Source organism: Paenarthrobacter sp. NPDC090517 (assembly GCF_044769165.1).
GTDB lineage: Bacteria > Actinomycetota > Actinomycetes > Actinomycetales > Micrococcaceae > Arthrobacter.
On sequence record NZ_JBIVXN010000001.1, the window covers coordinates 1,275,028 to 1,299,115 of the forward strand.

The 24,088-nt window shown below is 60.0% G+C and carries 24 protein-coding genes and 1 pseudogene; 9 read left to right on the forward strand and 16 right to left on the reverse strand.

What is annotated here, in order from left to right:
- Window positions 1-365: 365 nt before the first annotated feature.
- The 3 genes from ACIQTW_RS05900 (at window position 366) to ACIQTW_RS05910 (ending at window position 5,227) form a co-directional block, all read left to right on the forward strand.
- The gene (locus ACIQTW_RS05900; RefSeq protein ID WP_402934724.1) at window positions 366-2,027 is read left to right on the forward strand and encodes a hypothetical protein; all 1,662 of its coding nucleotides are present in this window, start codon (window positions 366-368) and stop codon (window positions 2,025-2,027) included.
- A gap of 28 nt (window positions 2,028-2,055) precedes the next feature.
- Window positions 2,056-3,198: an LCP family protein gene (locus tag ACIQTW_RS05905; RefSeq protein WP_402934727.1), complete on the forward strand. Its 1,143-nt coding sequence runs from the start codon at window positions 2,056-2,058 to the stop codon at window positions 3,196-3,198.
- A gap of 151 nt (window positions 3,199-3,349) precedes the next feature.
- Window positions 3,350-5,227 (forward strand): FG-GAP-like repeat-containing protein, encoded by a 1,878-nt coding sequence (locus tag ACIQTW_RS05910; protein WP_402934730.1) that lies wholly within the window; start codon window positions 3,350-3,352, stop codon window positions 5,225-5,227.
- 1 nt (window position 5,228) lies between these two features.
- On the opposite strand, the gene ACIQTW_RS05915 is transcribed toward ACIQTW_RS05910, so the two are convergent.
- From ACIQTW_RS05915 to ACIQTW_RS05925, 3 genes are all read right to left on the reverse strand, one after another.
- Window positions 5,229-6,035, reverse strand: coding sequence for an alpha/beta fold hydrolase (locus ACIQTW_RS05915; protein WP_402934733.1), 807 nt, complete (start codon window positions 6,033-6,035; stop codon window positions 5,229-5,231).
- 15 nt (window positions 6,036-6,050) lie between these two features.
- Window positions 6,051-6,962 (reverse strand): alpha/beta fold hydrolase, encoded by a 912-nt coding sequence (locus tag ACIQTW_RS05920; RefSeq protein WP_402934736.1) that lies wholly within the window; start codon window positions 6,960-6,962, stop codon window positions 6,051-6,053.
- 180 nt (window positions 6,963-7,142) lie between these two features.
- Window positions 7,143-8,390 carry an FG-GAP repeat domain-containing protein gene (locus ACIQTW_RS05925; protein WP_402934739.1) on the reverse strand — a complete coding sequence of 416 codons (1,248 nt, stop codon included), beginning with the start codon at window positions 8,388-8,390 and terminating at the stop codon, window positions 7,143-7,145.
- Window positions 8,391-8,745: 355 nt separating this feature from the next.
- Here ACIQTW_RS05925 and ACIQTW_RS05930 point away from each other — a divergent pair, with 355 nt between their 5' ends.
- A complete protein-coding gene (locus ACIQTW_RS05930) occupies window positions 8,746-8,925 on the forward strand; it encodes a hypothetical protein (RefSeq protein ID WP_402934741.1) in 180 nt (59 codons plus the stop codon).
- Window positions 8,926-8,953: 28 nt separating this feature from the next.
- Here ACIQTW_RS05930 and ACIQTW_RS05935 read toward each other — a convergent pair whose 3' ends face one another.
- The 4 genes and pseudogenes from ACIQTW_RS05935 to ACIQTW_RS05950 form a co-directional block, all read right to left on the reverse strand.
- Entirely contained in the window at window positions 8,954-9,484 is a 531-nt protein-coding gene (locus tag ACIQTW_RS05935) for an ABC transporter substrate-binding protein (protein WP_402934744.1), read from the reverse strand.
- 229 nt (window positions 9,485-9,713) lie between these two features.
- Window positions 9,714-10,209, reverse strand: a pseudogene (locus tag ACIQTW_RS05940) (potassium transporter TrkG); the annotation flags it as partial.
- A gap of 120 nt (window positions 10,210-10,329) precedes the next feature.
- Entirely contained in the window at window positions 10,330-10,707 is a 378-nt protein-coding gene (locus ACIQTW_RS05945; protein ID WP_402934747.1) for an STAS/SEC14 domain-containing protein, read from the reverse strand.
- A 102-nt stretch (window positions 10,708-10,809) separates the two neighbouring features.
- Window positions 10,810-11,088 carry a hypothetical protein gene (locus ACIQTW_RS05950; protein ID WP_402934749.1) on the reverse strand — a complete coding sequence of 93 codons (279 nt, stop codon included), beginning with the start codon at window positions 11,086-11,088 and terminating at the stop codon, window positions 10,810-10,812.
- 711 nt (window positions 11,089-11,799) lie between these two features.
- Here ACIQTW_RS05950 and ACIQTW_RS05955 point away from each other — a divergent pair.
- Window positions 11,800-12,081 (forward strand): hypothetical protein, encoded by a 282-nt coding sequence (locus ACIQTW_RS05955; RefSeq protein WP_402936245.1) that lies wholly within the window; start codon window positions 11,800-11,802, stop codon window positions 12,079-12,081.
- 127 nt (window positions 12,082-12,208) lie between these two features.
- On the opposite strand, the gene ACIQTW_RS05960 is transcribed toward ACIQTW_RS05955, so the two are convergent.
- A complete protein-coding gene (locus tag ACIQTW_RS05960; RefSeq protein ID WP_402934752.1) occupies window positions 12,209-13,081 on the reverse strand; it encodes a hypothetical protein in 873 nt (290 codons plus the stop codon).
- A 102-nt stretch (window positions 13,082-13,183) separates the two neighbouring features.
- Window positions 13,184-13,642, reverse strand: coding sequence for an SRPBCC domain-containing protein (locus ACIQTW_RS05965; protein WP_402934755.1), 459 nt, complete (start codon window positions 13,640-13,642; stop codon window positions 13,184-13,186).
- A gap of 152 nt (window positions 13,643-13,794) precedes the next feature.
- On the opposite strand from ACIQTW_RS05965, the gene ACIQTW_RS05970 reads away from it, so the two are divergent.
- Both ACIQTW_RS05970 and ACIQTW_RS05975 read left to right on the forward strand, forming a co-directional pair.
- The gene (locus ACIQTW_RS05970) at window positions 13,795-14,121 is read left to right on the forward strand and encodes an ArsR/SmtB family transcription factor (protein ID WP_402934758.1); all 327 of its coding nucleotides are present in this window, start codon (window positions 13,795-13,797) and stop codon (window positions 14,119-14,121) included.
- Window positions 14,118-14,891, forward strand: a complete 774-nt coding sequence (locus ACIQTW_RS05975; protein ID WP_402934760.1) for a cation transporter — start codon at window positions 14,118-14,120, stop codon at window positions 14,889-14,891. The genes ACIQTW_RS05970 and ACIQTW_RS05975 overlap by 4 nt, the downstream gene beginning before the upstream one ends.
- A 47-nt stretch (window positions 14,892-14,938) precedes the next feature.
- Here the strand turns inward: ACIQTW_RS05975 and ACIQTW_RS05980 are convergent, their stop codons facing one another.
- Window positions 14,939-15,835, reverse strand: a complete 897-nt coding sequence (locus ACIQTW_RS05980; protein ID WP_402934762.1) for an alpha/beta fold hydrolase — start codon at window positions 15,833-15,835, stop codon at window positions 14,939-14,941.
- Window positions 15,836-15,889: 54 nt separating this feature from the next.
- Complete coding sequence (locus ACIQTW_RS05985; protein ID WP_402936247.1) at window positions 15,890-16,570, reverse strand: GAF and ANTAR domain-containing protein; 681 nt, start codon at window positions 16,568-16,570, stop codon at window positions 15,890-15,892.
- Between the two features lie 307 nt (window positions 16,571-16,877).
- Between ACIQTW_RS05985 and ACIQTW_RS05990 the strand changes: the two genes are divergently transcribed.
- On the forward strand, window positions 16,878-17,624 hold the full coding sequence (locus ACIQTW_RS05990) for a phosphatase PAP2 family protein (RefSeq protein ID WP_402934765.1): 747 nt from the start codon (window positions 16,878-16,880) through the stop codon (window positions 17,622-17,624).
- On the opposite strand, the gene ACIQTW_RS05995 is transcribed toward ACIQTW_RS05990, so the two are convergent.
- From ACIQTW_RS05995 to ACIQTW_RS06005, 3 genes are all read right to left on the reverse strand, one after another.
- A complete protein-coding gene (locus ACIQTW_RS05995; protein WP_402934768.1) occupies window positions 17,611-19,197 on the reverse strand; it encodes a molybdopterin-dependent oxidoreductase in 1,587 nt (528 codons plus the stop codon). The two genes, ACIQTW_RS05990 and ACIQTW_RS05995, sit on opposite strands and share 14 nt — an antisense overlap.
- A gap of 50 nt (window positions 19,198-19,247) precedes the next feature.
- Window positions 19,248-19,865, reverse strand: a complete 618-nt coding sequence (locus ACIQTW_RS06000) for a hypothetical protein (protein ID WP_402934771.1) — start codon at window positions 19,863-19,865, stop codon at window positions 19,248-19,250.
- Window positions 19,866-20,042: 177 nt separating this feature from the next.
- Window positions 20,043-20,984 carry a LysR family transcriptional regulator gene (locus ACIQTW_RS06005; protein WP_402934773.1) on the reverse strand — a complete coding sequence of 314 codons (942 nt, stop codon included), beginning with the start codon at window positions 20,982-20,984 and terminating at the stop codon, window positions 20,043-20,045.
- A 71-nt stretch (window positions 20,985-21,055) separates the two neighbouring features.
- On the opposite strand from ACIQTW_RS06005, the gene ACIQTW_RS06010 reads away from it, so the two are divergent.
- Entirely contained in the window at window positions 21,056-22,804 is a 1,749-nt protein-coding gene (locus ACIQTW_RS06010; protein ID WP_402934776.1) for an L-aspartate oxidase, read from the forward strand.
- A 10-nt stretch (window positions 22,805-22,814) separates the two neighbouring features.
- Here the strand turns inward: ACIQTW_RS06010 and ACIQTW_RS06015 are convergent, their stop codons facing one another.
- Window positions 22,815-23,174 carry an iron chaperone gene (locus ACIQTW_RS06015; RefSeq protein WP_402934779.1) on the reverse strand — a complete coding sequence of 120 codons (360 nt, stop codon included), beginning with the start codon at window positions 23,172-23,174 and terminating at the stop codon, window positions 22,815-22,817.
- 62 nt (window positions 23,175-23,236) lie between these two features.
- Window positions 23,237-24,061, reverse strand: coding sequence for a hypothetical protein (locus ACIQTW_RS06020; RefSeq protein WP_402934782.1), 825 nt, complete (start codon window positions 24,059-24,061; stop codon window positions 23,237-23,239).
- Window positions 24,062-24,088 lie beyond the last annotated feature (27 nt).

Consider the following 24,088-nt stretch of genomic DNA (forward strand, 5'->3'; position numbering starts at 1 on the left):
TACTTGCGGCCTGGACGCGTCTGATTACCTTTCCCATCTTCCCCCCGTAGAGTGTTCGCCAGGACACTTGCGCGTCCGAAACCATGCTCGCCGTCTGAGACATGACGGCAGTCGGGCGTCCACCGTTTGGGGCGACCCGGATTAGTTTATCGTATGGATTAGCTTCCATTCTTGGCACCCACATGCAAGCACTCGCGTGCTGAGGGCCGCGACGTCTGCGTGCGGGGCATCCAAGACATCTTGTTAGAGTCAAATCTGCCAATGCCAAGACCAAGGATTCCATGTCATTCCGGAAGTTTATTTTGCGCGAAACTCCCCACAATTTAGCGTCAACCCGTTGGCACTCACGCGGTTTCTTAGTGGCCATGTCAGCACTGTTGGCCCTTGCGGCCCTCGTCTTCGGAGCAGCCTGTGCAGGCGTGAGCTTAGACACGATTACGGAGGATCAGCTCCAAGAAGCCGACGGCACGAAAGCTGCCGACAGCAGTCCGACCTTGTCGCCTGCCTTGCCGAGCTACCCGATCGGCGGCTACTTCATTACCGCCAGCTCCCGCGACGCCACAAATAAAAAGAAGCTGGAAGACATTAGGGCCTTGGGTGGCGACACCGTAGTCACCTTCGGAACACCACTCCAACCAGTGACGCTGGAGTCAATCCCCGAAAACTGCCAAGTGGACGGGAAGAACTGCGCCCGGGTCGCTGCTAACTCCCTGAGCGTGGATCGCTACTTTACCTTCTTGGACGGAAGCAACTGGGGTACCTCCGCTTTGAAGTGCCCTAATGACCGCAAGGTTACAAACAATGGCCAATCATATTCGGTGTTAGTACTGCCTAAAGGGGGCCAAGGCTGCACGTCTTCGGATGGACACTATGACGTAGTGGTGGTCGGAGGAAGCAGTTCAACCGCGACAGACCCGTCGACTTCTTTGGCAATTGCTGCCACGAAGCTGGATATGAAGTTTTACGCCGGTTTGCCCACCCCGATAAGGGGTCTCGAACTCACATACCTCCCAGATGGCTCGTATCAAGAAACGCTGGCTGCTTTCACCGAGCGGTTCCTTGCGTACCATGCCGCCACCAATGATTTTCCAGGACTAGCTGGCTTCTATCACCATACTGAGATGCCATTGACGGACAGCGCAGCCTTCGACTCGGTCCTGAGTCTCTATCGCTCCCAGAACCAAGCTATCCATCGCATCCTGCCGACACGTCAGGCAATTGTCAGCCCATACATCGACTCTCGTGTGGGCTCAGGAATCAGCCCGGAAAAAGCACGTAACGGAATTCGGAAGATCGCCCAAACTTCCAGTGGTCTCCAGCTAAACATCGCCATTCAGGATGGCATGGGCACGGGAAAGGGCGGCGCCTTCGGCCACAACGAGGCCAGCTCAGCTGTAGACGCTTTTGCGGCGACCATCGTTGGGGAAGGAGCGTGGGGCAGTAAGTACCTCGCTCCGAACAAGGACTACTTCACCGCAGCAGCTGATGGCATTTCAGGAACCGGCGCCGTCCTCTGGGCCAACGTGGAAGGTATGGCACCCGCGGCGAAGGACAATTCCTGCTTGGATAGCCGCCGTGGGCAGACCTCCAAAGCGCGACTTGACCGCCAATTGCAGCAGGTCGCCTCCGCCCAGAAGATCATCTCCTTCATGTGGGACTCGTACTTTACATGTAGAGGAACCGGTACTCCTCTCAAAGACCAGATCGAGTCCGGGGTCGCGACCCCCATCGTGACGGACAGTACTTTCAATCCCAAAACTGGTCGAGTCGACATTGTGGGCTTCAATTTGAAGGGAAGCAGTGCCAGCATCAAGTGGACCAGATCGGATGGAAAGCCGCTCGAGAAATCAGCCAAAGCCAACCGCTTCGACGCAGCATACGGGGCAAAGAAGGGCATTAACCCGAAATTGGAAATGGTCTCCGTCGACCTCGGTGCCTCTACCCTGGCCACGGCGCAAAGCTATTCCTTAGCAGTTACGAATGAATGGGGCAGTGAGTCAACGGAATTTCTTTCCCAACTCCCTTAGCCATCCCGCAGGACAACGCTTCGGCCGCATGCAGCGGCCTACACTTTCCCGCCTTGATAGAATCATCACTGCTGACGCCAACACCAAGGAACTCATGACGCTCCCGACAGATACCGAAACTCCCTCTGCAGAGTCACGTCCCAGACGTCAGAAAAGCGGTAAGAAAACCGCTCGGAACGTGCTCCTCGGCTTCGCAGCGGCAGTACTCGTTGCCGGCCTTATCGGAGGTGCCTACATCTTCAATCTGGCGCAAACCTTCAATTCGGGCACTACCAAGATCGAAACGGCATTCCCGGAAGAGTCAACGCGACCGCAGAAGACCGAGCCAGTAAACGGCACTGCCCCGATGAACATCCTCGTGATGGGCAGCGACACACGTGGATCTGCCGAACTTGACGTCGATACCCAGGCTTCAACGGACCAGCGAGCTGACACGCTGATGCTCGTTCATATTCCGGCAGACCGCAAGAACGTCTACGCCGTATCGCTCATGCGTGATCTCTGGGTAGAAATTCCTGGTAAGGGTGAGTCGAAGATCAACTCCGCGCTGGCCCTTGGTGGTGTGCCCTTGATGGTCCAAACTGTGGAGTCCCTGTTCCAGCAACGTATTGATCACGTCGCTATGGTCGACTTCGAAGGCTTCAAGGGCCTCACCGATGCCTTGGGCGGTGTGGAAGTGGACGTAAAGATTCCATTTGCACCCGCAAAGGGGCCCATGAAGGGCCACTATTACGAAGCCGGCAAGCAGACACTGAACGGTGATGAGGCCTTGGCGTTCGTCCGCGAGCGTATGTCCTTCAGCGACGGCGACTACCAGCGCGTCCGGAACCAGCAGGCCTATATGAAGGCTGTCATCAGCAAAACGATCGCCCGGGAAACCCTGACCAATCCTGTGACTGTGAACAGTATGGTCAGTGCGGTGTCGCCATTTATCAGCGTTGACAAGAGTTTCGACGCTGCCGCCATCGGAAGTTTGGCTTTGGGGATGAAGGATCTCCGAGCAAATGACACCGTCATGTTTACCTTGCCTACGCTAGGGACCGGTAGTTCATCCGATGGCCAATCAATCGTTGTGCCGGACACCACAGCAATTTCCGAAATTTCAGCAGCACTCTCGAAGGACCAGCTCGGCACTTACGTCACGTCGCACGCGCTTGAAAAGGGCAACTAGCAACCGCGGTGAAATGATCGGAGCAGTTTTGCCCCTGTACCCGGCCGGGTACAGGGGCTTCCCTTTGCCTTCGCACCGTGGCTTTCTACAAGTCGTAACCATATAGAATGCCCTGAAGACGCACTTCCGCGTCACGACTTTGGGGGATTCCATGAGTACTTATTTGGGTGGTTCGCGCGCGTTTGGGACGGTGTTGAATAGCCGACGGCGCCGGGCAGCGCTGGGGACCGTTTCCGTTGCCTTGGCCTTTGCACTGTCGGTGACAACATTTGCAGTTTCCGCTTCTGCCGACGCGGTAAGTGACGTCCTCCCGGTTGGTGACCGGCCCACGGCGATCGCCGTAAACACAGCAACCGACACAGCGTATGTGGCCACGTGGGAGGGCATTTCCAGCATTGGCGCAAGCGGCACACAAACGGTTTACCAGCCGGCGGATTATCCTGCGGATATAGCCGTGAACTCAGCGACCAACAAGATTTACATCGGCGAATCAAGCTCGGTCACGGTGATCGACGGAGTGACGCTCGCAGCCAAATCCATCCCGGTTGGTTCCGCAGCAGGCGTCATCGCAGTGAACGAGAAAACCAACAGGATCTACGTCAGCACCGCATCTGGCCTCAAAATTATTGATGGTGCGACAAACGTGGCCACCCCTGTTCCGAACTCCGCCGGCGCTGTCGACATAGCCATCAATACAGTTACAAACAAGGTCTACGCCCTTTCAGGCGGAACCGTGAAAGTCATCGACGGCAGCGGCAAGATTACGTCTACGGTGTCCGTGGGTGTTGATGGAATCGGCGCTATCTCGATCAACCCCTTAAAAAACAAGATCTATGTCACGACAACTCCAAAATACGGGTCCAGCGTCAAGGTCATCAACGGCGCCAACAACACCATCACGGGTTCCATGGCATCCGAAGGCCCCTTGGGAACTTTGGCCGTGAACCCTGCCACGGACAAGATTTACATTGACTCTGGTACGTGGAACATGGACGGATCCATCAAGGTTGTCGACGGTGCCACCATGACAGAGACCGACCGCATCGTCACGGCTAGCCGCGTTCGGAACATCGTGGTCAACCCGTCCAACAATAAGATCTACGCGACGATGACCGGGCGCGGAACCACAATCATTGATGGCAGAAACAACACCAGTACTGCGGTTTATACCGGTCAGGAACCAAACGCTGCAGTCGTAAACCCATCCACCAACAAGGTTTACGTCGTCAACGCCGAGAGCGACTCGGTGGGTGTCGTTGATGGGAATGCGGATCAGCCCCTCAAGAACGATTTTAATGGGGACCGCAAGGCCGACGTTCTTGCACGGGACAACACTGGCGTGCTTTGGCTCTATCCGGGCAACGGCTCCGGTGGCTGGCTGCCGCGAATGCAGGTGGGATCAGGTTGGAACGTCATGAACGCTCTGGTGGCTCCCGGTGACTTTAACGGAGACGGAAACGCCGACGTCCTGGCTCGTGATGGGGCCGGCCTGTTGTGGCTTTACCCCGGTAATGGTTCCGGCGGCTGGCTTTCTCGTGTGCAGGTCGGTAGCGGGTGGGAAGGCATGAGCGCCATCGAAGCAATTGACTTCCATGGCGAGGGATTCGCGGACGTCGTGGCTCGCGCCCGCGACGGCGCGCTGTGGGTATATCGCGGTGACGGCAAGGGCGGCTGGTTGTCCCGCATGTGGGCCGGTTCCGGCTGGACCGGTATGTCCGAGATCTCAGGTGTAAGCGACTTTAACGGTGACGGCCTAACCGACATCGTGGCCCGAGACGGCGCCGGCACCCTGTGGCTGTACCCACCCAACGGCAGTGGCAGCTGGCTCTCTAAACAGATTATTGGGCAGGGTTGGAACGTCATGAACTCGCTGGTTGGACCAGGTGATTTCAATGGTGACGGTAGAGCAGACATCCTGGCACGGAACGCTGCCGGCGAACTGTGGATGTACTCGGGCAACGGCGGGACGGCATGGCCGTCGGCAACCAAGGTTGGCTCAGGCTGGAACGTAATGACGGCCATTCTCTGACTCAGCGTTTGAGAAAGGCCACCACGTCCCCCGCCACCCATTCCGGGCACTCCCACAGCACCAGGTGCCCCGTCTCTTCGTAGACCATCACGCGTGCGCCGGGGATACGGCTGGCGAGGGTTTCCTGATGGTGCCGCGGCACTAGATGATCATGGGCTCCCCAGAGGATGAGGGTGGGGGCGGAAATGTCCCCCGCGTTTGTCGGCGGGACGGCTTGGTAATAGCCTCGCAGGGATTCTTTCCAGATGACCGCAGGCATGGCCAGGCCGTCCCGTACCCGGTCCTCGATGTAGGCTGCCGGCACCGTGTGAAGCAAGCGGTACCAGGATAAAGAATCCCGAACCCATTCTTCTGAGATTGGATCGGTCAATGCATCCACCTCGTCCGCAAACGGCGGTCGCGTATGGAGGCTCAGTGGAGATCCCACCAGGACCAGCGAAGCCAGCAGATCCGGACGCATGACTGCAAGTTGCTGAGCCACGTATCCCCCGCTGGAGGAACCCAGCACGTGAGTGCATGCTATGCCTAGAGCCTCAAGCACTGCCACAACATCCTCCGCTACCTCAGGCAGCGTGTACCCGCCGCTGGGTTTATCGGCGCCGCCGTGGCCGCGAAGATCCGGAGCCACGATAGGGACATTGGGAAGAGAGGCAATCAGCCGTCCGAAACTCCCCCAAGATTCACTCCAGGCGTGCAGCAGAAGCAGCGGCGCGCCGCCGTCGTCGTCCCCTGCAGGAAGGTGACCTTGCACATAACAGGGCACGCTGATCCCCGTGCGCAAGGTAAGTTTCCTGACCTCGGACTCCATGGGGCAAGCGTACGCTCAGGTACCAGCTGCGGTCTCCCACTCCCTGAACCAATCCGCGATCTCCCCCGCGTGCGTGTGATGGAGGTAGTGCTCGCCGGGGAGGGGTACAACAGTGCCGTTCGTGACGCTCGCGGCCTGGCGGTGGTGCAACTCGAGCCACTCCGGGGTGTTCTTGTTTTCCGCGACAACGAAAAGCAGCAGCGGCAGGTCCTTGGGAAAGCCCGTGCCTAGCGCACGCTCGAAGTTGGTCTTGATGTGGCCCATCTCGTTGAGGTAGGTGGGTGAGAGGGAGTTCTTGTTGGTGAGCATCTGCATCTGCTCACGGGCATGGTCGGTGTAGTCTGCGAGGTCGCTGGCGGCGGAGGCAGCGTTCATTATCCGGAGCAGCCCAAGGTTCTTCGCAGTGGACATCAGACCGATGGGGAACTGCGTGTCCATGCCCGGCTGTCCGGGGACGCTCGTGTCGATGCCGACGAACGCCGTCACCTCCTCCGGGTACCGGGTGGCATATTCGATGCCGTAGAGGCCGGCGATGGAGTGACCCATCAGGGTGTAGCGGTCAACGTCCAGCGCCTCGAGTGCGCCATGAACCTCTTGGACGATGTTCTCTGTGGTCCGCTCCTTGTCCGTGCCATCGCTCAGGCCGTACCCGAAGGGCTCCACCACAATCACCCGATGGTCCGCAGCAAGGTTCTTAACCAGCGGCCCGAAGTCCAGGACGGGCGACGACGTTCCGAATCCCGGCAAGAGCACCACGTTCTCCTGCCCGCCACCTGTGACCAGAACGTTCATCTCGCCATCGTCCACCGACACTTTCTGCCCGTAAGACTCGAGCCGGTGGCTCTCCCCCTCGCTCGCCACCACGTTCACCACGGTGGTGGTCGCCAAGCCGACCGCCAGGACGGCACCAACCGCGGTGACCCCCACAAGCAACTTCCTCACAGACCTCTTCAAAACGTGCCTCTCCCAGGGCACACCGTGCACCCTGGTATCCAGCCTCGTCTGTCAGGGCGCCTTGCGCGTCACCCCCAGGTGTTTACTTGAGTACTACTTTCTAAGTAGTTTTGGGGTGCGCAGAGATCGTCCTCACGATGTAACTTCCGGGAATCAGATCAGGTCCTTAAAAATGTCCCAGCCGTTGCCGATTTCCCCATGTTCGTAGAGGCCGGTGTCGTAAGGGTAGGCGCCGCTGTACAGCCGTAGGTCGCCTTCTTGATCTATTGCGATGACGTCATTTCTAGCTCCACGCCCGGGATTGGCTGCATTGTAGGTGACATAGTCCCTGCCCCACACGCCGGCGCCGCTGATCTCGGTCATGGAACCCCATCCAGCGCCCACCACGGCAGGGTAGTTCCAGTCGCCCTGCCCGTCTGCTGGGTACTGGTGAAGGACGCCGCTGCGGTCTCGAGCGAAAATATCAACTGCTCCGTCGCCGTTGGTGTCCCCGGGAGCGATGATTTTGTTGAAGATCTGCCATCCTGCGCCTACCTGCGAGGGTTCCAGCCAGCCGCCGTCGCCGTCGCCGGGGTACAGGTGCAGGTTTCCATTGCGGTCACGGGCGAGGACGTCGTTGTTCCCGTCCCCGTTGAAGTCCCCGGGACCCACAATGGAATCGAACATGTTCCAGCCTGAGCCGACTTGCGAGGGCGCCAGCCAACCGCCGTCTCCGTCGCCGGGGTACAGGTGCAGATTTCCATAGCGGTCACGGCCGATAGCGTCGTTGAACCCGTCACCGTCGAAGTCCCCCGTGGAGAACACAACATCGAAGATGTCCCATCCTGTTCCGATCACCCTCGGTTCATCCCAGGAGCTGCTGTAATAGCGGCCCTCGAAGGACATATCCCAGAACCTCCAAGTGGACTCATACGTCCGGGGGTACAGAACAAGGTCACCGTCGTCCGTGCGGCCTAAGAGCTCAAGGTTTCCACGGCCTGTCCAGCCCATGGCTCGGTTGGACGCGGCGATAGGCGATGTTTCGGCGCTGCGATAGACCGTTCCTTCCCTGCAAGAGGATTGTGCAGTGAAGGAGATGCGGTTACCGCGATCCCCCGGGATGAGTTTCAGGAATTCGCCTTGTCGCTCGGCAGGCAAGGGCACTCCGTTGCTGAGCCACTCCATGGTGAACCCATGCGGGGCCTCATCCGTCACGGGGCAGGAACGCGTGAAGAATCTGCCTATTGTCAGCTCTGATCCCACGTCTGGCATTCCATGCATCAACGGCACAAACTCACTTGTAGATGCTATTGATTCGCCGCCCTCTTCAGCCGTAGCCGGGGCCATGCCAGCCACTGTGGAGCCCACCACCAATGCGACAAGAGCCGCTGATTTCAGCGCAAACACACGAAAAGTTCCCATGATTTCCCCCAGCCCAGATACCCCAATTTGAGCTGAGCCTAACACCCCGGCAAGACCAATGCCCGACGGCGGGGGCTTGTTAGGGCGAGGGGCCGGACAACTGTATTTGGGTACCTTGTCCGGCCCCGGCCCGCGGTTCGTGCAACCACCAAATATTGGGGGTTTATTGATGGTCGTTCCTGAGCCGCTGTGTTCAGTAAAGACCCTTTGATGCTGCCTGAGCACGAGTAGTCGGTACTCGTCTTTCAGCCGTATCCGAGAGCCCTCTACTTGCTGCGAGGGGCTCTTTTCTTTGATTTTTCGCGGGCTGAATGTCGGAACACTCTGTCGACGCAGGGATAGATAGACTTCGCTCATGCAGGCTCTGGTTCTGATGGGCTTTGTCCTGGCGGCGGCCGTGGTGTGGGTAGGAGTCATCGTGACGATGCTTACTATGCTGCACCGGGCAGAACACCGTGGTGACCTGGAAGCCTATGACTCCGCACAGGAGAAGGACCGGGTCAAAAGCGAGGCGCCCCCATGGGGGCGCCCCTGAATTGCGGTGTTGTTCGGTTTGGGTCGTGTTACAGGCCGAGCAGACGGTTCAGAAGGTTGGCGAGACCAGTCAGGCCATTGCCATCCAAAAGGCCGGCTACTGCACAGAGCAGGTTGCCCAAGAGGTTACCTGCACCCGGAACTGCCGTGATGTCCAACTGCACCTGGTTTAGTTCAACTACGAGGCCCAAAACGTCCAGATCCAGTGGCCCAAGGTCGAGGCTAAGGATCTGGCAGGCCGCTTGGGTCGCAGCGCCGGTGACCGTTGTGGTCACCGTCTGGCTGATTTGAGTTACCACCCCTGTGACGCTGGTGAAGGTACCCGTCAGCAAGCCGGTCACGGTCAACGCTCCGTTGTCGGTGCCAAACTGCGTAGGCGTGAAGGAACCAACGAAGGTGCCTACTCCGGGAATGGTTTCATTGATGACGGCCGTGACATTGGCCAGCTGAACGGCGCTGGCCGCGGGCGGTGGTGCAGCGGAAGCGGGGCCTGTGGCTCCGAAAAGCATTGCTCCGGAAAGTGCCACTGCTGTTAAGGGTGCTACTAAGCGTGTTCGCATCTCTCTTCGTTCCTTTCAACACCACAAGATGTGGTGCTTGAACCCCCGGTCGTCCACCCCCAACGAAGCCCCTTGGATAGCCGGCGGAACTTGTTGATTTGCAGGAAGACCCGGATTCCGGAAGGAACCTCGGGCGTGGTTGGCGTGTGATTCACGCCACTAACACCCTTCCAACATATTGCTAAGTACCCTTAGTAGTCAAGCTTTGCTGGGGATTTGTGTGGGGGTGCTATCCACCAATGGGCCTTTCTTCGGGCAGCATGAACAGCCTTGGCCGGGAGGCTAGGGCGATGGCTGAAGCAACCGTGACCGTTCCAAGTCGGCGGCAAACATCACTGCCATGAGTACCCACTCGGCAGCGGGGGCAAGTTGTACGTGCTTCAAGGCAACGGTGAGAGCTTGGCGTTGAGTGGAGGAACTGATGGAACGGTGGGCAATTGTGACTTGCTCGCGGCCACGAACTTCGTTCCACATCGCGAATCCCAGAACTAGGAACGTTGTGATCTTGATGCCGCCAGCCGTTCCTGCGCTTCCCCCGCCGATGAACATCAGCACATTTGTGATCATCAACGTTTCCGGGGTGGCCACCCCGTAATCGATGCTGTTGAAACCTGCCGTTCGCGGAAATACGCCGCCCGCCAACGAGCCCAATATCTTCCCCCGAACCCCAGCGGCCCAAGGTTCTCTGCACGATTCCACTCAAATGGCGATTTCTTGACGAATCCTTAACGCGGGGGCTCCCGAGGCCGATAGTGGCGGGAGCACCGCCGTCGTTACACCCCGACTTTTCGGCGCCGCACTAGTCCTTCAAGCCGATACCAACCCGTATTAGGGTGAAGGGCGGATCATCTCGGGTCGCCGAGAAGCCACGCCATTGCCTCGTCATGCGAGGCGAAAAATTGGGTTGGACACGGAAGAGTCCGCCGTGCCATGGCGAAATTGGCAATGACACGATTGACCGGATTTGAGCCAACCAGGGCAATTCGCGAAGCAGCGCACTTGGTGCTGAACACGGATTTAGCCTGACGAGTCACCGTCCGGGTGTTCGTGATATCGATCAACATCGGATACTCGGCACCGTCGGCAACTTCGTTGATCATCGTCATCGCAGCGCGTACATCATCGGCCACTAAAACAGTCCCGGGATTCCAGACGAGTCGGAAAACTCCCTCAGCATCGAGCTCTACCGTGCCCTTGCCGCCGTCAACAGTGATTGGCTTCATCCCACGCTCCCCCAGCATCGTATGGGGCCAAGACTAGCTGCAGAAGTTCTCAGCGACCACCTCTAAGAGAGGTCTTAGCCGCCACCACCGTCAAGATGCATGTTAGGCCGCACCATCCAGCTCGCACACCTGTTCCACCTTGATCTCCGGCATGCCTCCCGGCACAACAAATTGTCGGTTCCGAAGCAGCATGAGCATCTGGTTATGCATCTCCACGCCCAAGGCTTGACCGGCATATTCAGGCATCGATGCAAGGGCTACGGACACTTCTCCATCCAGCCGGATGCCAGCCATAACGCTCGGGAGCTCCAGCACCGCTTCCTGTAAAACTTCCTCTTCCATCTCAATTACATGTGTAACCGTGATGCGTAAGCGTGCCACGACCGGACCTTCCATCCTGCACCGCCCCGGTATTGCTCCCGGGAAGCCTTGGCGAAGGGCCGGACGACAATTTTGGGCACCCGCCGTCCGGCCCATGCCGCGGACCGAGGGCAGCCCCGGCCAATGGGGGGAACACTGGCCGTTTGTTGGATCCGCTGAACTAAGTAAAGACCCGCAAGTTGATCAGCACACGAGTGATAGGTACTCATTTTTCGTCCATCCACACGAACCCACTACCTGCCCGAGTACTCTCCCGCACCCTTCGCTACTGAGCCACCTGCCCGTTGAACGTCCGACTCGGTTATGACCGGTGTTAGGCTCTGCTCAAATTGGTGAATATCCGGGTTGGGGGATTACGCGCACTTTTCGTGCGTTTGCAGTGAACCCGGCAATTCTTGCCGGTATTGGTGGGATCAACGGCGGTTGGGTTGGCGCCGGCCATGGCTCAGGAAGGCAACGAGGCCACGCCTCAGGCATCCGGGTTTGTGCCGCCCATAGCGGGGCTGCCTTACGTGGGGTCCGAACCCCCGGACATACGAACCGGAATGGATCTACTGAGGGCCCGGCACGGAACTCCTCCAGTTCCCCAGCTCCTGGGATGAACCCAGGGTAGACAGAACGGGGTGGAACATTTTCGATTCGATCGTCGGGCCTGGCGATTTTAACGATGACGGTTCAAACGACGTCCTCGCCCGTGACCGATCCGGCAACCTGCATCTCTACCCCGGCAACGGCTCCGGAGGATGGCTTGCGCCGTCACGAGTAGGCTCCGGGTGGCAAATCTTCGACAAGATCATTGCAGCCGGAGATTCCACCGGTGATGGGACAGCGGACATATTCGCCCGTGACCGCAGCGGCTTCCTCTACCTGTACCCCACCCAACGGACATGGCGGCTGGAACTCGCCGTTGAGGGTAGGCCACGGCTGGGACGAAATGACCGAGATCAGCAGCGCCGGCCCTTACGTCAGGTCATACAGCACTTCCAGAAATGAGCTCATTGCCTATACCCACAACGGCGACCTCTTCCGCTACTCCAACATTGGCGTTCAGGGAGACTACTCGCTCTTCAATCAAGGCCAAATAGGAACCGGACGGACATCTTCAAGGACCTCATCTAACCTAAGGGGACGGGCTCGACGAAGCCGAGGAAGTATCGCTATCCTCTGTTGCAGTCGTTGTCGGCGTCGCCTCAGGTGACGACGAGGATGGCGATTCCGATGGCGACGAAGGAGCCGGAGTGGACGGGCTGCTCGAAGAGCTGCTTGGCATCGCGCTGCTGGTTCCGCTGCCGCCTTCGGCTTTCTCGAGGACCTGGTTGATCAAATCCTCAAGCTCCTTCTGGTCAGGATCACCCAGCGTTGCCCCGCTCTTGGTAGCCACAATCAGCAACCTGCCCTCAGCAGCGGACACTTGCATCAGCTTCTGCTGGTTTTCACCCGAACGCGTGCTGATAGTTCCGAACGTTTCCTTGGCTTTCGTATCAGCCTGAATTTTCTCGCTGGTGACGTCGTACGTACCGGCAAGGGTTTTCACCGTGAACTTCTCGCAGCCGTCCATCTTTGCACTGATGTCCTGGAGAACTTTATCGGCGTCCGGCCCCTCGCTGCCGGACTGTGCAGACAGGGACCTGGGCTGCTCGCCCTCAGACAGCGCGACGGCAATGTCTCCGTTTTCAACCGTGTCCATCAGCCCCGCCGTCGCGATTCCCTTGCAGTCTCCAGGATCGACTGTGGCGGTACTCAAGAGCAGGTTGGCGATGTTGCTCCCTTGGTCTACCTGATCCTTCGAGTAGAGCTTGAGTTCGTTACCGTCACCGTCTTTCATTCCGGAGATGAGGTCCCGTAACTCGTCCTCGCTAAAGACCTTGGCTTGGACCGACTCCGACGCCGACCCGGTGCCCGAAGGGCTTGCTGCGCCACCACCGCCGCCTGTGCACCCGGCTAAGGCCAACGCCCCGACCGCCAACACTCCAAACGCTGAAGCTTTTCGCATCAGAACCTCCTAAATAGGAAGGGTACTTAGTAACTATCAGCGTAAACGGATCATCGCCCGGGCGGAACTACTCGCGGAGGGATTTTGTGAGTACCGCCGTCGTTATTCTCCGGCCTTTTCTGCCGCCGCCTTCAGGTCTGCCGCGAACTGGGTGAAGCTGGCCTCGAAGGAAGGGATCTTAGATGCAAAGAGCGGAAAGACAGGACCGCCAATCTTCTCGGCCATCTCAAACCGGGACCGCCCATCATTGGTCTCCGTGATGTTGTAAACGCGGGTCCCAAGAGCGTCACCCCAAGCGAGCTTGGTAGGTGCTTGGAACTCTTTGACTTTGAGCGTGAAAGTACGGCTCGGATCAAGTTTGGAGACCAGCTTTATTTTCGATCCCGGGGCGATTTCGCCGTCCACTGACACGATGGTGGAATTCCAGGCCGGGTAGTCCTTGGCGTTGGTCAGGAGACGCCAGATAGCGGACGGCGGCGCGTCGATGGTGGTGGCGATCCGCGTTTCCCGGCTGAACGTCTTACTGGTTGTGGTGGCAGTTCCGTCAGATGATTCAGGCATGGCTTATTGCTCCTCTACGCGGAAATGCAGTGATGGTGCTGATGCTACCGGCGCCCCCGAAATGAAACCACGACTTGAAGGTCAGCTTTCCCCAGAGCGTCCCTCTGAGTACAGACTTGGATGAATCCAGCGCTGAATGTACTATCCAAGTCATGGAAGCATTAACGCATGCACCCGTGCTAGCCCGCTTCGGTTACGCGATTTCAGATCCCACCCGCGCACAGGTTCTCTTGGCCCTGGCGGAGTCGCCGTCGTATCCGTCCGACCTGGCGGACACTATGGGAGTGTCCAGGCAAAGCATGTCCAACCACCTCACCTGTTTGCGTGGATGTGGCTTGGTAGTTGCTGTTCCAGATGGCCGACGGACGCGCTATGAGCTTGCCGATGCACGGCTGGGTCACGCGATCAAGGACCTGGTGGGCGTGGTGCTCGCCGTCGACCCGGCTTGCTGTGCACCTGACGGGACATGCCTGACATGAGCACAACACTTACGCTTATAGCCCCGGAGCGTCGGCTGATTCTTATGCGCCACATCCGTCTGTTCGCCGTCGCGACCATCAGCTACAACGTCATCGAGGCTGTCGTCGCATTGTGGGCGGGCGGCATCGCTGACTCGTCGGCGCTCATTGGCTTTGGACTGGACTCGATCATCGAAGTCACTTCCGCGTTGGCACTTTCCTGGCAGTTCGCGGCTAAAGATCCGGAACGGCGCGAGCAACTGACTCTGCGGATCATCGCGTTTTCCTTCTTCGCCCTCGCCGCGTTCGTGACATTCGACGCCGTCCGCGCGCTCACAGGAGCAGGGGAAGCTCAGCACTCCACCCCCGGCATCGTCATTGCTGCCCTGAGTCTGGCGATCATGCCTGTCCTGTCATGGGCTCAGCGTCGTGCGGGACGCGAGCTCGGCTCCAAGACCGCCGTCGCCGATTCCAAACAGACCCTACTCTGCACTTATCTCTCGGCCGTTCTGCTGATTGGCTTGGTTCTGAACAGCACACTGGGCTGGTGGTGGGCCGACGCCGGGGCGGCACTGGTCATCGCAGGCATCGCAGTCCGGGAGGGTATCAACGCTTGGCGCGGTGACACTTGCTGCGCACCCATCAAGACGCCCTCGTCGTCATCAACCATCGTGGTCACTGTGACCACTAAGGATACAAACGCGACACCTGCAGAAGCCTGCTGCGCGGGATGTCGGCCGGAGGCCTCCACTGCAGTTCTTGGAAGGAAGCCTGACGGCGGGTGCGTGTAGTCAGTTCGTTGGCGGCAGCAACGCCGTCGTACGCGTTTCCTGTTCGCTCAAGGACGCGCGGCCAGAAGGTCGGCGACGGCGTTGGCGAACGCCCGCGGCGCCTCTTGAGGGACGTTGTGGCCTATTCCCGGTAGCCTGCGGATTTCGAAGGGACCGGCGAAGTGCTGCCGATCCTGCTCAGAGTCATCTGGCCCGAACCCGTCGGCCAGAGCGTCGAGCGAAATGGTTGGTACCGGGATGGGCGGCGTCTTCGCGAGAAATGCTTCGAGCTCGCTAAAACGATCGTCACCAACCGCCGCGCGATGGCGATGGCGATAGGAATGCACGGCGACATCAACGAAGTCGGGGTTGTGCAAGCTGGGACTGCTGGAGGTGAATGCATCGCCGGCTTCGGCCCATTCCGGTGACCACAACTGCCAGAGCAGCCGGCACAATTCGTCGCGGTTTGCCTCAAGCCCGGCGCGTCCGCGACCGGTGTTGAAGTACCACTGGTACCAGTCCCGATACTCGTCTAAAGGGGCCGCCGGCTCGACCGATGCGGCGATGTCCTGGATTGCGTAGCCCCCGACAGTCACGAGGCCGGCTATGCCCTGGGGACGCACGGCTGCAGCAATACAAGCCGCCCGGCCGCCCCAGTCATACCCGGCGACCACTGGTCGCTGCAGTTCGAGGGCATCAATGAGGTCGAGCAAATCTTGTCCGACAGCCGCTTGTTGGCCTGAGCGAAGCGTCGTGGCCTTACGGAACCGGGTGGGACCGTAGCCGCGTAGGTATGGAGTTATGGAGCGGATCCCGCGCTCTGCCAACGAGGGGACAACTGCCTCGAAACTGAGCACGTCATAGGGGAAGCCGTGGAGGAGTACCGCGACTGGTCCGTCCGCCGGGCCGTTGTCGTAGTATGCAATCTCGAGGTCGTCGGTCATCGCGGTGCGCAGTTCGCCCATGGTCATAGTTCAGTGAACCATTCATAGCCCCCAGAACCGCGGCACCCTCGAACCTCATGTCCTGGTCGCTGGACGCTTTGGACGAGAAGCCCCGCCTCCGGCGGGAATTGTGTGTTGATGGCCTATGCCGTCAACCAAAGCGGCTGCCAAGTCATGCAATTTCTGGTTTCTGTCACTTGATGCTTTGCGCAAAATGGCGAAGGCCTCATCTTGCGTGCATCCGTTCTGAGAAATGATTACGCCACAGGCGGTGTCAATGACGGATCGGCTTTTGAGGGCAGCATCAAGATGTTCGGCGAGCTCATTCAGACTCGTTATCCGGAGCGCCACCCGCAGTGCTTTGCTCGCCAGCTCGGAAAAGGTCAGTGCCTCGGCGACTATATCCCGGGTGAAGCTGCGTCGGGCAGGGGAAAAGAAAGCCAGCACGGCCACGCCGTCCTCCTCCAGCACCATGGGCACCCCCAAGGTGCTACGCATGCAGGCCGCACTCAGCGCGCCGCAGTAATCATGCCACTGGGGAGATGAGAGGGCATCGTCGAGGAGGGCCGGACGGCCGTTGACCAGCGCATCAATGCAGGGCCCCTCCCCCAGCGTTTGCTCGATGCGCTCCAACACCATGGCTCTGTCCGTGCTGCCGCCGATTGTCCCGGGCCGCTTGTGCCGGCCCAGGGTCACCGCGCATTCAACACGCGTACCGGCCGAACGGGAGACTACCGTGGCTGCGAGACAAGCCATCCCATCAAGAAAAGCTTTGATGTCCTCTGTCTCAACAATCAGATCACTGAGCTGCTCAAAGTCCGCGGACCAAGCGGCAGTCGTATTCTCCAACTCCACACCTCACCATCACCATCACGGCCAACAGGTCAGTCCCCGCGCACTCGGGGTATTCGGCATGCAGTAAACGTTCGGCAGCAATCTAGCAAAGAAACATGGTTTTCCATAGAGGCGGCGGCCCCCACGGGAGAGGCCCATTTGCGCACTCACGGATAACAGTCGAAAGCTCGCCGTTGACGTGGCAACCTTGCCGCCCTGAAACTGAGCCATGGCTAGCAAACAAAAGGGTTGGTGGGGTGTCTTTCACGAGAAATTTGTCGTGGAAGAGCGCTACGTTGAGCCCCATGCGAGAAGAGCCCTCTACCGGGTTGCAGCACTCTTGGCCATCACAGGCTCGGCGATGTTCCTTGCAGCTCTCATTAGTGTCCTGAACAACGACGGCCTGGCCAGCGCCGACGGCATGGCACGAGAGTGGCTCTTGAGTATTCGTACGGAAACGCTGACCGTGTTGATGATCATTCTCGCCGTCATCTTCGGTCCAGTAGCGCTGCCCCTCATCGTCCTCGTCGTCACCGTGACGTGGGGCGTCCTTGCTAAGCACGCCTGGCGTCCTACGCTCCTTGCCGCCGCGATGCTGACGGGCGTGGGGCTGGCCCAGCTCGTGGGCAGGTCCGTGGGACGACAGCGGCCACCTGTTGACCTCATGTTGTTCGGCGTGGACCACACACACTCGTTTCCCTCGGGGCATGTCCTCGGAGCCTCTGACTTCCTGCTGGTCACTACCTTCCTGGTCTTCTCACGGCACCGGAACCCCAAGGCCACCATCCTCAGTTTTGCCGTCGCTATCATCGGCGTTTTTCTGGCAGCTGTCAGCCGGCTCTATCTGGGCTATCACTGGGCCAGTGATGCAGTGGCATCGGTGTCGCTGTCACTTATCGTGCTCAGTGCAGTCATTGCAGTGGACACTTGGCGAACCGTCCGTATCCCTGGCGAACAAACAGTTACTCCACAGTGACCATCACCGACGGCCAGCCCGAGGCCCCGTCCGGCACCGGATCGGCGCGCTTGTCCGTCTGGGTTTCACCGGTGCCGTCCGTGGCTCGGGCTTTGACGTAGTGGATGCCGGGCGTGGCGTCCCATTCGTAGGACCACTGGCGCCAGGTAATGGTGGAGGCTTCGTCCGAGAGCGTTGCTTCCACCCAGTCGCCGTCGTCAATCTGGACTTCCACCTTGGTGATTCCCCGCGTCTGCGCCCATGCGGTGCCGCCCACGGCGACCTTCCCTGCCGGCATTTTCGCGAACGAAGCGGGTACGTCCACGCGTGCCATGGTCTTGATGGGGCCACGCTCTGACCAGCCGCGCTCGGTCCAGTAAGCCTTACTGTCCGCGAAACGGGTGACCTCCAAGTCCACCACCCACTTGGTGGCGGAGACGAAGCCGTACAGCCCCGGGACCACCATCCGCACGGGGTATCCGTGCTCCACAGGAAGCGGCTCATCGTTCATGCCAATGGCCAGCATGGCATCGCGGTCGTCCTGCAGGACCTCCAGCGGAGTGGAGGCGCTGAAGCCGTCAATCGACCTCGAGAGCACCATGTCCGCGCCCTCTTTGGGTTTGGCCCGGGCCAGGACATCGCGGATGGGGAGGCCCAGCCATTTGGCGTTTCCCACCAACTTTCCGCTCACCGGGTTCGATACGCAGGTGAGGGTGACGTGCGATTCGATAAGCTCGGCGTCGAGCAGGTCCTGGAAGGTAAGGGTGACCTCCTGCTCAACCATTCCGTGCACCCGCAGTTCCCAGTCCTCGATGTTGATTTCCGGAACGCTCAGGGCCGTATCAATGCGGTAGAAGTCTTTGTTCGGTGTCAGCCAAGACGTAACTCCCGGAACCGGGGACTGGACGCCCGCCGGAACCGCGGCCGCAGCCTTAGCCGGCGCGGGAAGACGAAGGGCAGCGCGGGCCTGGGCTATATTGTTGCGCGCGGCACCCAGCAAGCGCCCACCGGTCGCCGCGATTCCAGCGGCCACTGCAGTAATCCCGGCAGCAGCAAAGAAGCGACGGCGGCTGGTGCCGATGCCACCAACCTGATCTTCGACGTCGGCCGCTATGTCAGCGGGAGCTTCCGGCCAAGCCTTCAGTCCCCACAACGGCACCATGAGGCGGCGCAGGACGACGAGGCCGGCGATTGTTCCCACCACGGAAGGGATGGCGTCGGCGGGTCCTACCCCGGCGCGCGTCAGAACGCTGGTCACAATCACTACGCCCATGAACAGCACGCCCAGGACACCCAAAGCCCACTTCCGGTAAGCCACTACGCCCAATACGCAAGCGAGCAGTGCGATGGTCAAGCCCATGCCTACGAACAGCGCAGCCTTGTCGTTGGTACCAAACGTGGCGATCGCAAAGTCCTTCATCCACGATGGCGTGAAGTCGATGAACGTGGACCCCAGCGCGAAGACCGGGGTTGCCCTGGCGGTGAAAAATGCTCCGATCAGCTCTGCAACGGCGAGAACGACGGCGGCCGACACCACGCCTGCCAGCGCGGCCATCATGGTGGGGCCTTTAGCCCGGGTTCCGAGGTTTGTCATGTAAATGGTTCGGAGCGACGGGCAGCAGGGATTGGTGATTCAGAGGAATGCTACGACCAGAGGCCTTGCACGCTGGCCGCGGCAGCCGATAACTGGCTCCCATCGATCACGATGGAGCACTCCTCGATGCCGAGCCCTTTCCACTGCGCCAGCAGCCGGATGTCGCCATCAACGGGCAGCGGCCACAGCCAGAGGTTTCCTGATGCTGATACCTCATCGTGGTTGCCGCTGCCACCGCCCCCGCGGAACGTCAGAGTTGGCGATTCGGGTTGATCGCTGAGATTCAAGAAACTACCCGGGGCAAAGATGCCCGTCCTCGCACTGCCGCCGTCTGGGAGCTGGACACCTAACAGCAGCTGCCGGTCCTCGCTGGTGGGTCCCATCCCGGGACCGTGCTGGAAAACCGATGCATGGAGCATGGTCCATTCCTCGTTGCTCTCGTCACCTCGACGAATGATCCAGGCAAGGTCAAAAGAACAGCCCGTGGTGTAAACCTCGGCGCTCTTGACCACTAAAACCAGGTTGGGACTGCGGTGAAGAAACTGCCCGATGTGCATCACGGTGGGGAGCTCGTCCTGCGGCGGGCCGACCCATGGAGGCGGAACGAACTTCACGTTCTTGACCTGTTCTGTGTGTTCAGGCTTAGGGAAGTCCTCGAAGAAGTTCATGCCGTGTCCTCAGTTCGCTGGCTGCGACCGGCCAGCGGAACGGCGACAACAGCTCGCACGGGATCCCCCAATCCGTCCTGATCCGCACAGTCTAGCTTCGTTCCGCCTGGGAGAACGCGAGCGCTAAAGCTGGCCGGCCGCCGTCGTCGACGTTTGGAAGCTGTTTAGGCCTGTCGGTCAATTACGTGGCGCGGCCGTCACCAGGCGCGCCAGCTCGGTGCCGGGTGCCGCGAGCCGGTCCACGGTGTCGAAGATGAACTGCTGCATAGCGGCGGCGGCCGCTGAAGGTCCGACGTCGTTGCGGCGCGCCAGGTTGACGGTTCGCGTCAGGGAGGGGCGGACTAGACGTGCGCTCTGCAGCGCCGGCCGGTCAATGACCACCATCGCCGGCACCACAGCTACACCCAGCCCGCGTTCCACGAAGCGAAGCACGGCGTCCATCTCCCCACCCTCGACGGCGATCACGGGTTCGAGGCCGGCTGCAGAGAACGCAGCATCTGTCGCAACCCGCAGCTCATAACTTCGGTTGAACGCCACCTGCGGCACGTGCGAAAGTTCCTCGAGCGTGAATTCATTCGGTGACCCTGATTTCGCAGCGGATATGACCACCAGCTCCTCGGATAGCAGCGGGATCAATTCCGTGCCTGGCGCGGAGGGGTCGGTTCCGCGCGTGACCACCAAGGCCAGATCCAGTGTGCTTTCGTTGAGGGCCTCCACCAGGAAACGCGAACCGCCCTCAGTGATGTGCAACTCCACGCCGGGATAGGCGGTACGGAAAGCGGCCAGCACATCGGCCACCAGCGAGACGCACAACGTGGGAGGGGCACCGAGGCGAACGCGCCCCCGGCGCAATCCTGCGAGTTCCTGGATCTGGTCCTGGGCAGCCTGCGCATCGCCGAGCATGCGCCGGGCAATGGGCAGGAGTAGCTCTCCGGCGCTTGTCAGCGTCACCCCTGAAGGTCGACGGTGAAAGAGCTCGGTTCCCAGATGTGCTTCAAGTGCTGCGATCTGCCGGCTCAACGACGGCTGCGCGAGATACAGCTCCTCGGCAGCGCGTGTGAAATGACCTACTCGTGCCACCATCTCAAACGAGCGCAACTGTTCCAGCTTCATGTCCATAGCATAAACGCATCAGCCTGAGGCAAATAATTCATTGGAGACATTGCACGATGCCTCCTACCGTTGTGGATATGAACTTCTCTTCAGCTCCAGAACGTCTCTTGTCCACTTCGGTGCTGGTCATCGGCACCGGCGGCGCCGGGTTGCGCGCCTCGATTGAACTCGCCCAGCGGGGAGTCCAGGTGCTGGCCGTGGGTAAGCGCCGAAAGAATGATGCGCACACAAGTCTGGCCGCCGGCGGCATCAACGCTGCCTTGGGCACCATGGACCCGGAAGACAGCTGGGAACAGCATGCCGCCGACACCTTGCGTGAGTCGTACTTCCTGGCCGACCCGACCATTGTGGAAACCGTGGCTCGGAACGCCGCCCGCGGCATCGAGGACCTTGAGCAGTGGGGAATGCCGTTTGCACGCGAGGAAGACGGGCGCATCTCCCAGCGCTTCTTCGGCGCTCACAAATATCGCCGCACCGCCTATGCCGGGGACTACACCGGGCTGGAGATCCAGCGGACGCTCATGCGCCGGGCCGCAGAGTTGAACGTACCCATCATCGACACCGTCTATATCACCCGGCTACTTGTGTCCGATGGCACGATTTTCGGGGCCTATGGTTTCGACGTGGTGGATGGCACCCCCGTACAGATCCACGCCGATGCAGTCATCCTCGCCGCAGGCGGCCACACACGCATCTGGCGTCACACCTCCTCACGACGCGATGAGAACACCGGCGATTCCTTCCGGCTGGCGGCCCTGGCCGGTGCCCGGATCCGCGACGCCGAACTGGTCCAATTCCACCCATCAGGCCTGCTTGAGCCGGACGATGCAGCAGGAACATTGGTCTCCGAAGCGGCACGCGGAGAAGGCGGGATCCTCACCAACGCACTTGGTGAGCGGTTCATGGAACGTTACGACCCCGAGCGGATGGAGCTCTCCACACGGGACCGCGTGGCTCTGGCCGGATTCACGGAGGTCGCCGAGGGCCGTGGGACTGCGAAGGGCGGGGTCTACCTGGACGTCTCGCACCTGCCTCGAGAGACCATCATGGAAAAGCTGCCCAGGGTCTATCGCACCCTGATTGACCTTCAGATGCTGGACATCACCACTACCAAGATGGAGATCGCACCTACCGCTCACTACTCGATGGGCGGAGTCTGGGTTGCACCGGAGGACCACGGAACGGGAGTGGACGGACTGTATGCCATCGGTGAGGCATCCTCTGGGTTGCACGGAGCCAATCGCCTCGGAGGCAACTCCCTGATTGAACTGCTCGTCTACGGGCGTATTACCGGCGAGCACGTAGCCGACTACGTACATTCGCTCACCGATGTGCATCGGGATCCTGCAGCAGTCGGTCTTGCCCGCAACGAAATGACGGGCCTGCTGAACGGGAAGGGTACCGAGTCGGCGCGTCGGCTGCAGCGTGAATTGCGGAATCTGATGACTGAGCACGCCGGCGTGGTGCGCACCGAGCAGGGTCTGAAGACGGGGCTGGGGAAGCTGGATGATCTGGAGGGACGAGCCCGTTTTGTTACAGCGCACCCGGACATTGCCGGGTTCGACGACCTGGCCCACGCCTACGACCTTCTGGGTTCCCTCCTCGCCGCACGAGCCACGCTGGAGTGTGCACTTGAACGCCGCGAAACACGCGGAGCACACAACCGTGCAGACTTCCCAACGTTGGATCCGGCACTGCAGGGAAACTTTGTCTGGTCACCAGGTCAAGGTGTCAGCTTCGAAACGTTGGCCCCGGCTCCAGAGTCCTTCCGAGCCCTGGCCGAGGCACACGCCGAGGACTCGGTCGCCGGAAAGCTCGTGGAGTAGATAACGCGGCTTAGGCCGTGTCTGAAGGGAGCTGCTGCAGCCGCCACGCAATGATCTCGCGTATGAGCTCGGTGGGCAGCGGGGCGTTGTGGCGCAGCTGGACAAGGTGATCGGTGGTTCCGTATTCGCTCAGCTGCGCCGAGAAATGCGCGATTGCGTCCGGAGTCGGATAGAACCCGATGTGCTGCTTTGTTGCGGTGAAGAAGAACAACGGCTCGGTACCGAGTTTAAAGGTGGGCATGCGCCAACTAATGGACTCTTCAGCTTCCTCGGGCACGGCTGACCGGATCAGTTGGTACACCGCCAGCAGCCGATGCCGCACATCGCCGTCGTACTGTTCTATGTACTCGCTAATCGATTCCGCTGCCATGTGGACTCCCCTGTTCGCCGCAAGGCGATCGTATTACAAGTACTTTCCGGGGCCCTCCAACGCTAGTCCCCCGAGCTTGGCGTTGGCCACTTCCAACGGCCATCCGGCGTGATCTTGTATGTCACTTGGCCAAACAGGAGGTCGCTGGTGCCGGCAGGGTTGCCGCCATGAGCCCGGTACTTGGCTTTGGTCTGCACACCCCGCCGCCTCATGAATCGCAGGAACCACCAAACCAACGCCGCCGCGCATAGCAGTGGAATGAAGACCAAGGCCCATTGCCGAAGGCCAAGCCAGCGCAGGCTAAATAGCGGAATCACATAGCCAAGTGCGCCCAGGATGACGACTTTTAGGCCAGCCCGAAAGCGAAGTGCTCCGTTAGAGGGTCGGTTGTTAATGTCGTAGAGGTAGTAGTCCGGTGATTTCACATTGCTCTTGGCAACAGTTGGCGGCTTAGGCGGCTGCTGAGCTGGCTCCCAGTAGTCTGCCCTGCCCGTCGAGTTTGGTTTCGGTGAACCCCGCAACTTACGGAGCTGCATCGCCCGGTATTCCTGGCGGGACAGCGTGACTGCGTAGAAGGTGAAGGCACCGCCCCCGGCGGTTAGAAACAGCGCGCCCCACATAGGACTTTGCCCCTGTCCCAGCGGAGCCAGCAACAGCACCACCGAAAAGACCGTGAGTACCGCGGCAACGACCGCGAGGATCCCCATCCCCCACCATGTGCTGACCTGAGCCTGCCCACTTCCCGGCGTAAAACCAATTTCGTCTGCCGGGTAGCTGTGCAGTTCGCCTGTACTGGTGTTGCGGAGTATGCGCTTTTCCCCTGCGGCCACTGCAGCCTTGTGCTCTGCGTATACGGCATCATTGCGCCGATGGCGGTCGGAAATCATGGTCCGTTCTTTCTTTTACGGTCTGCT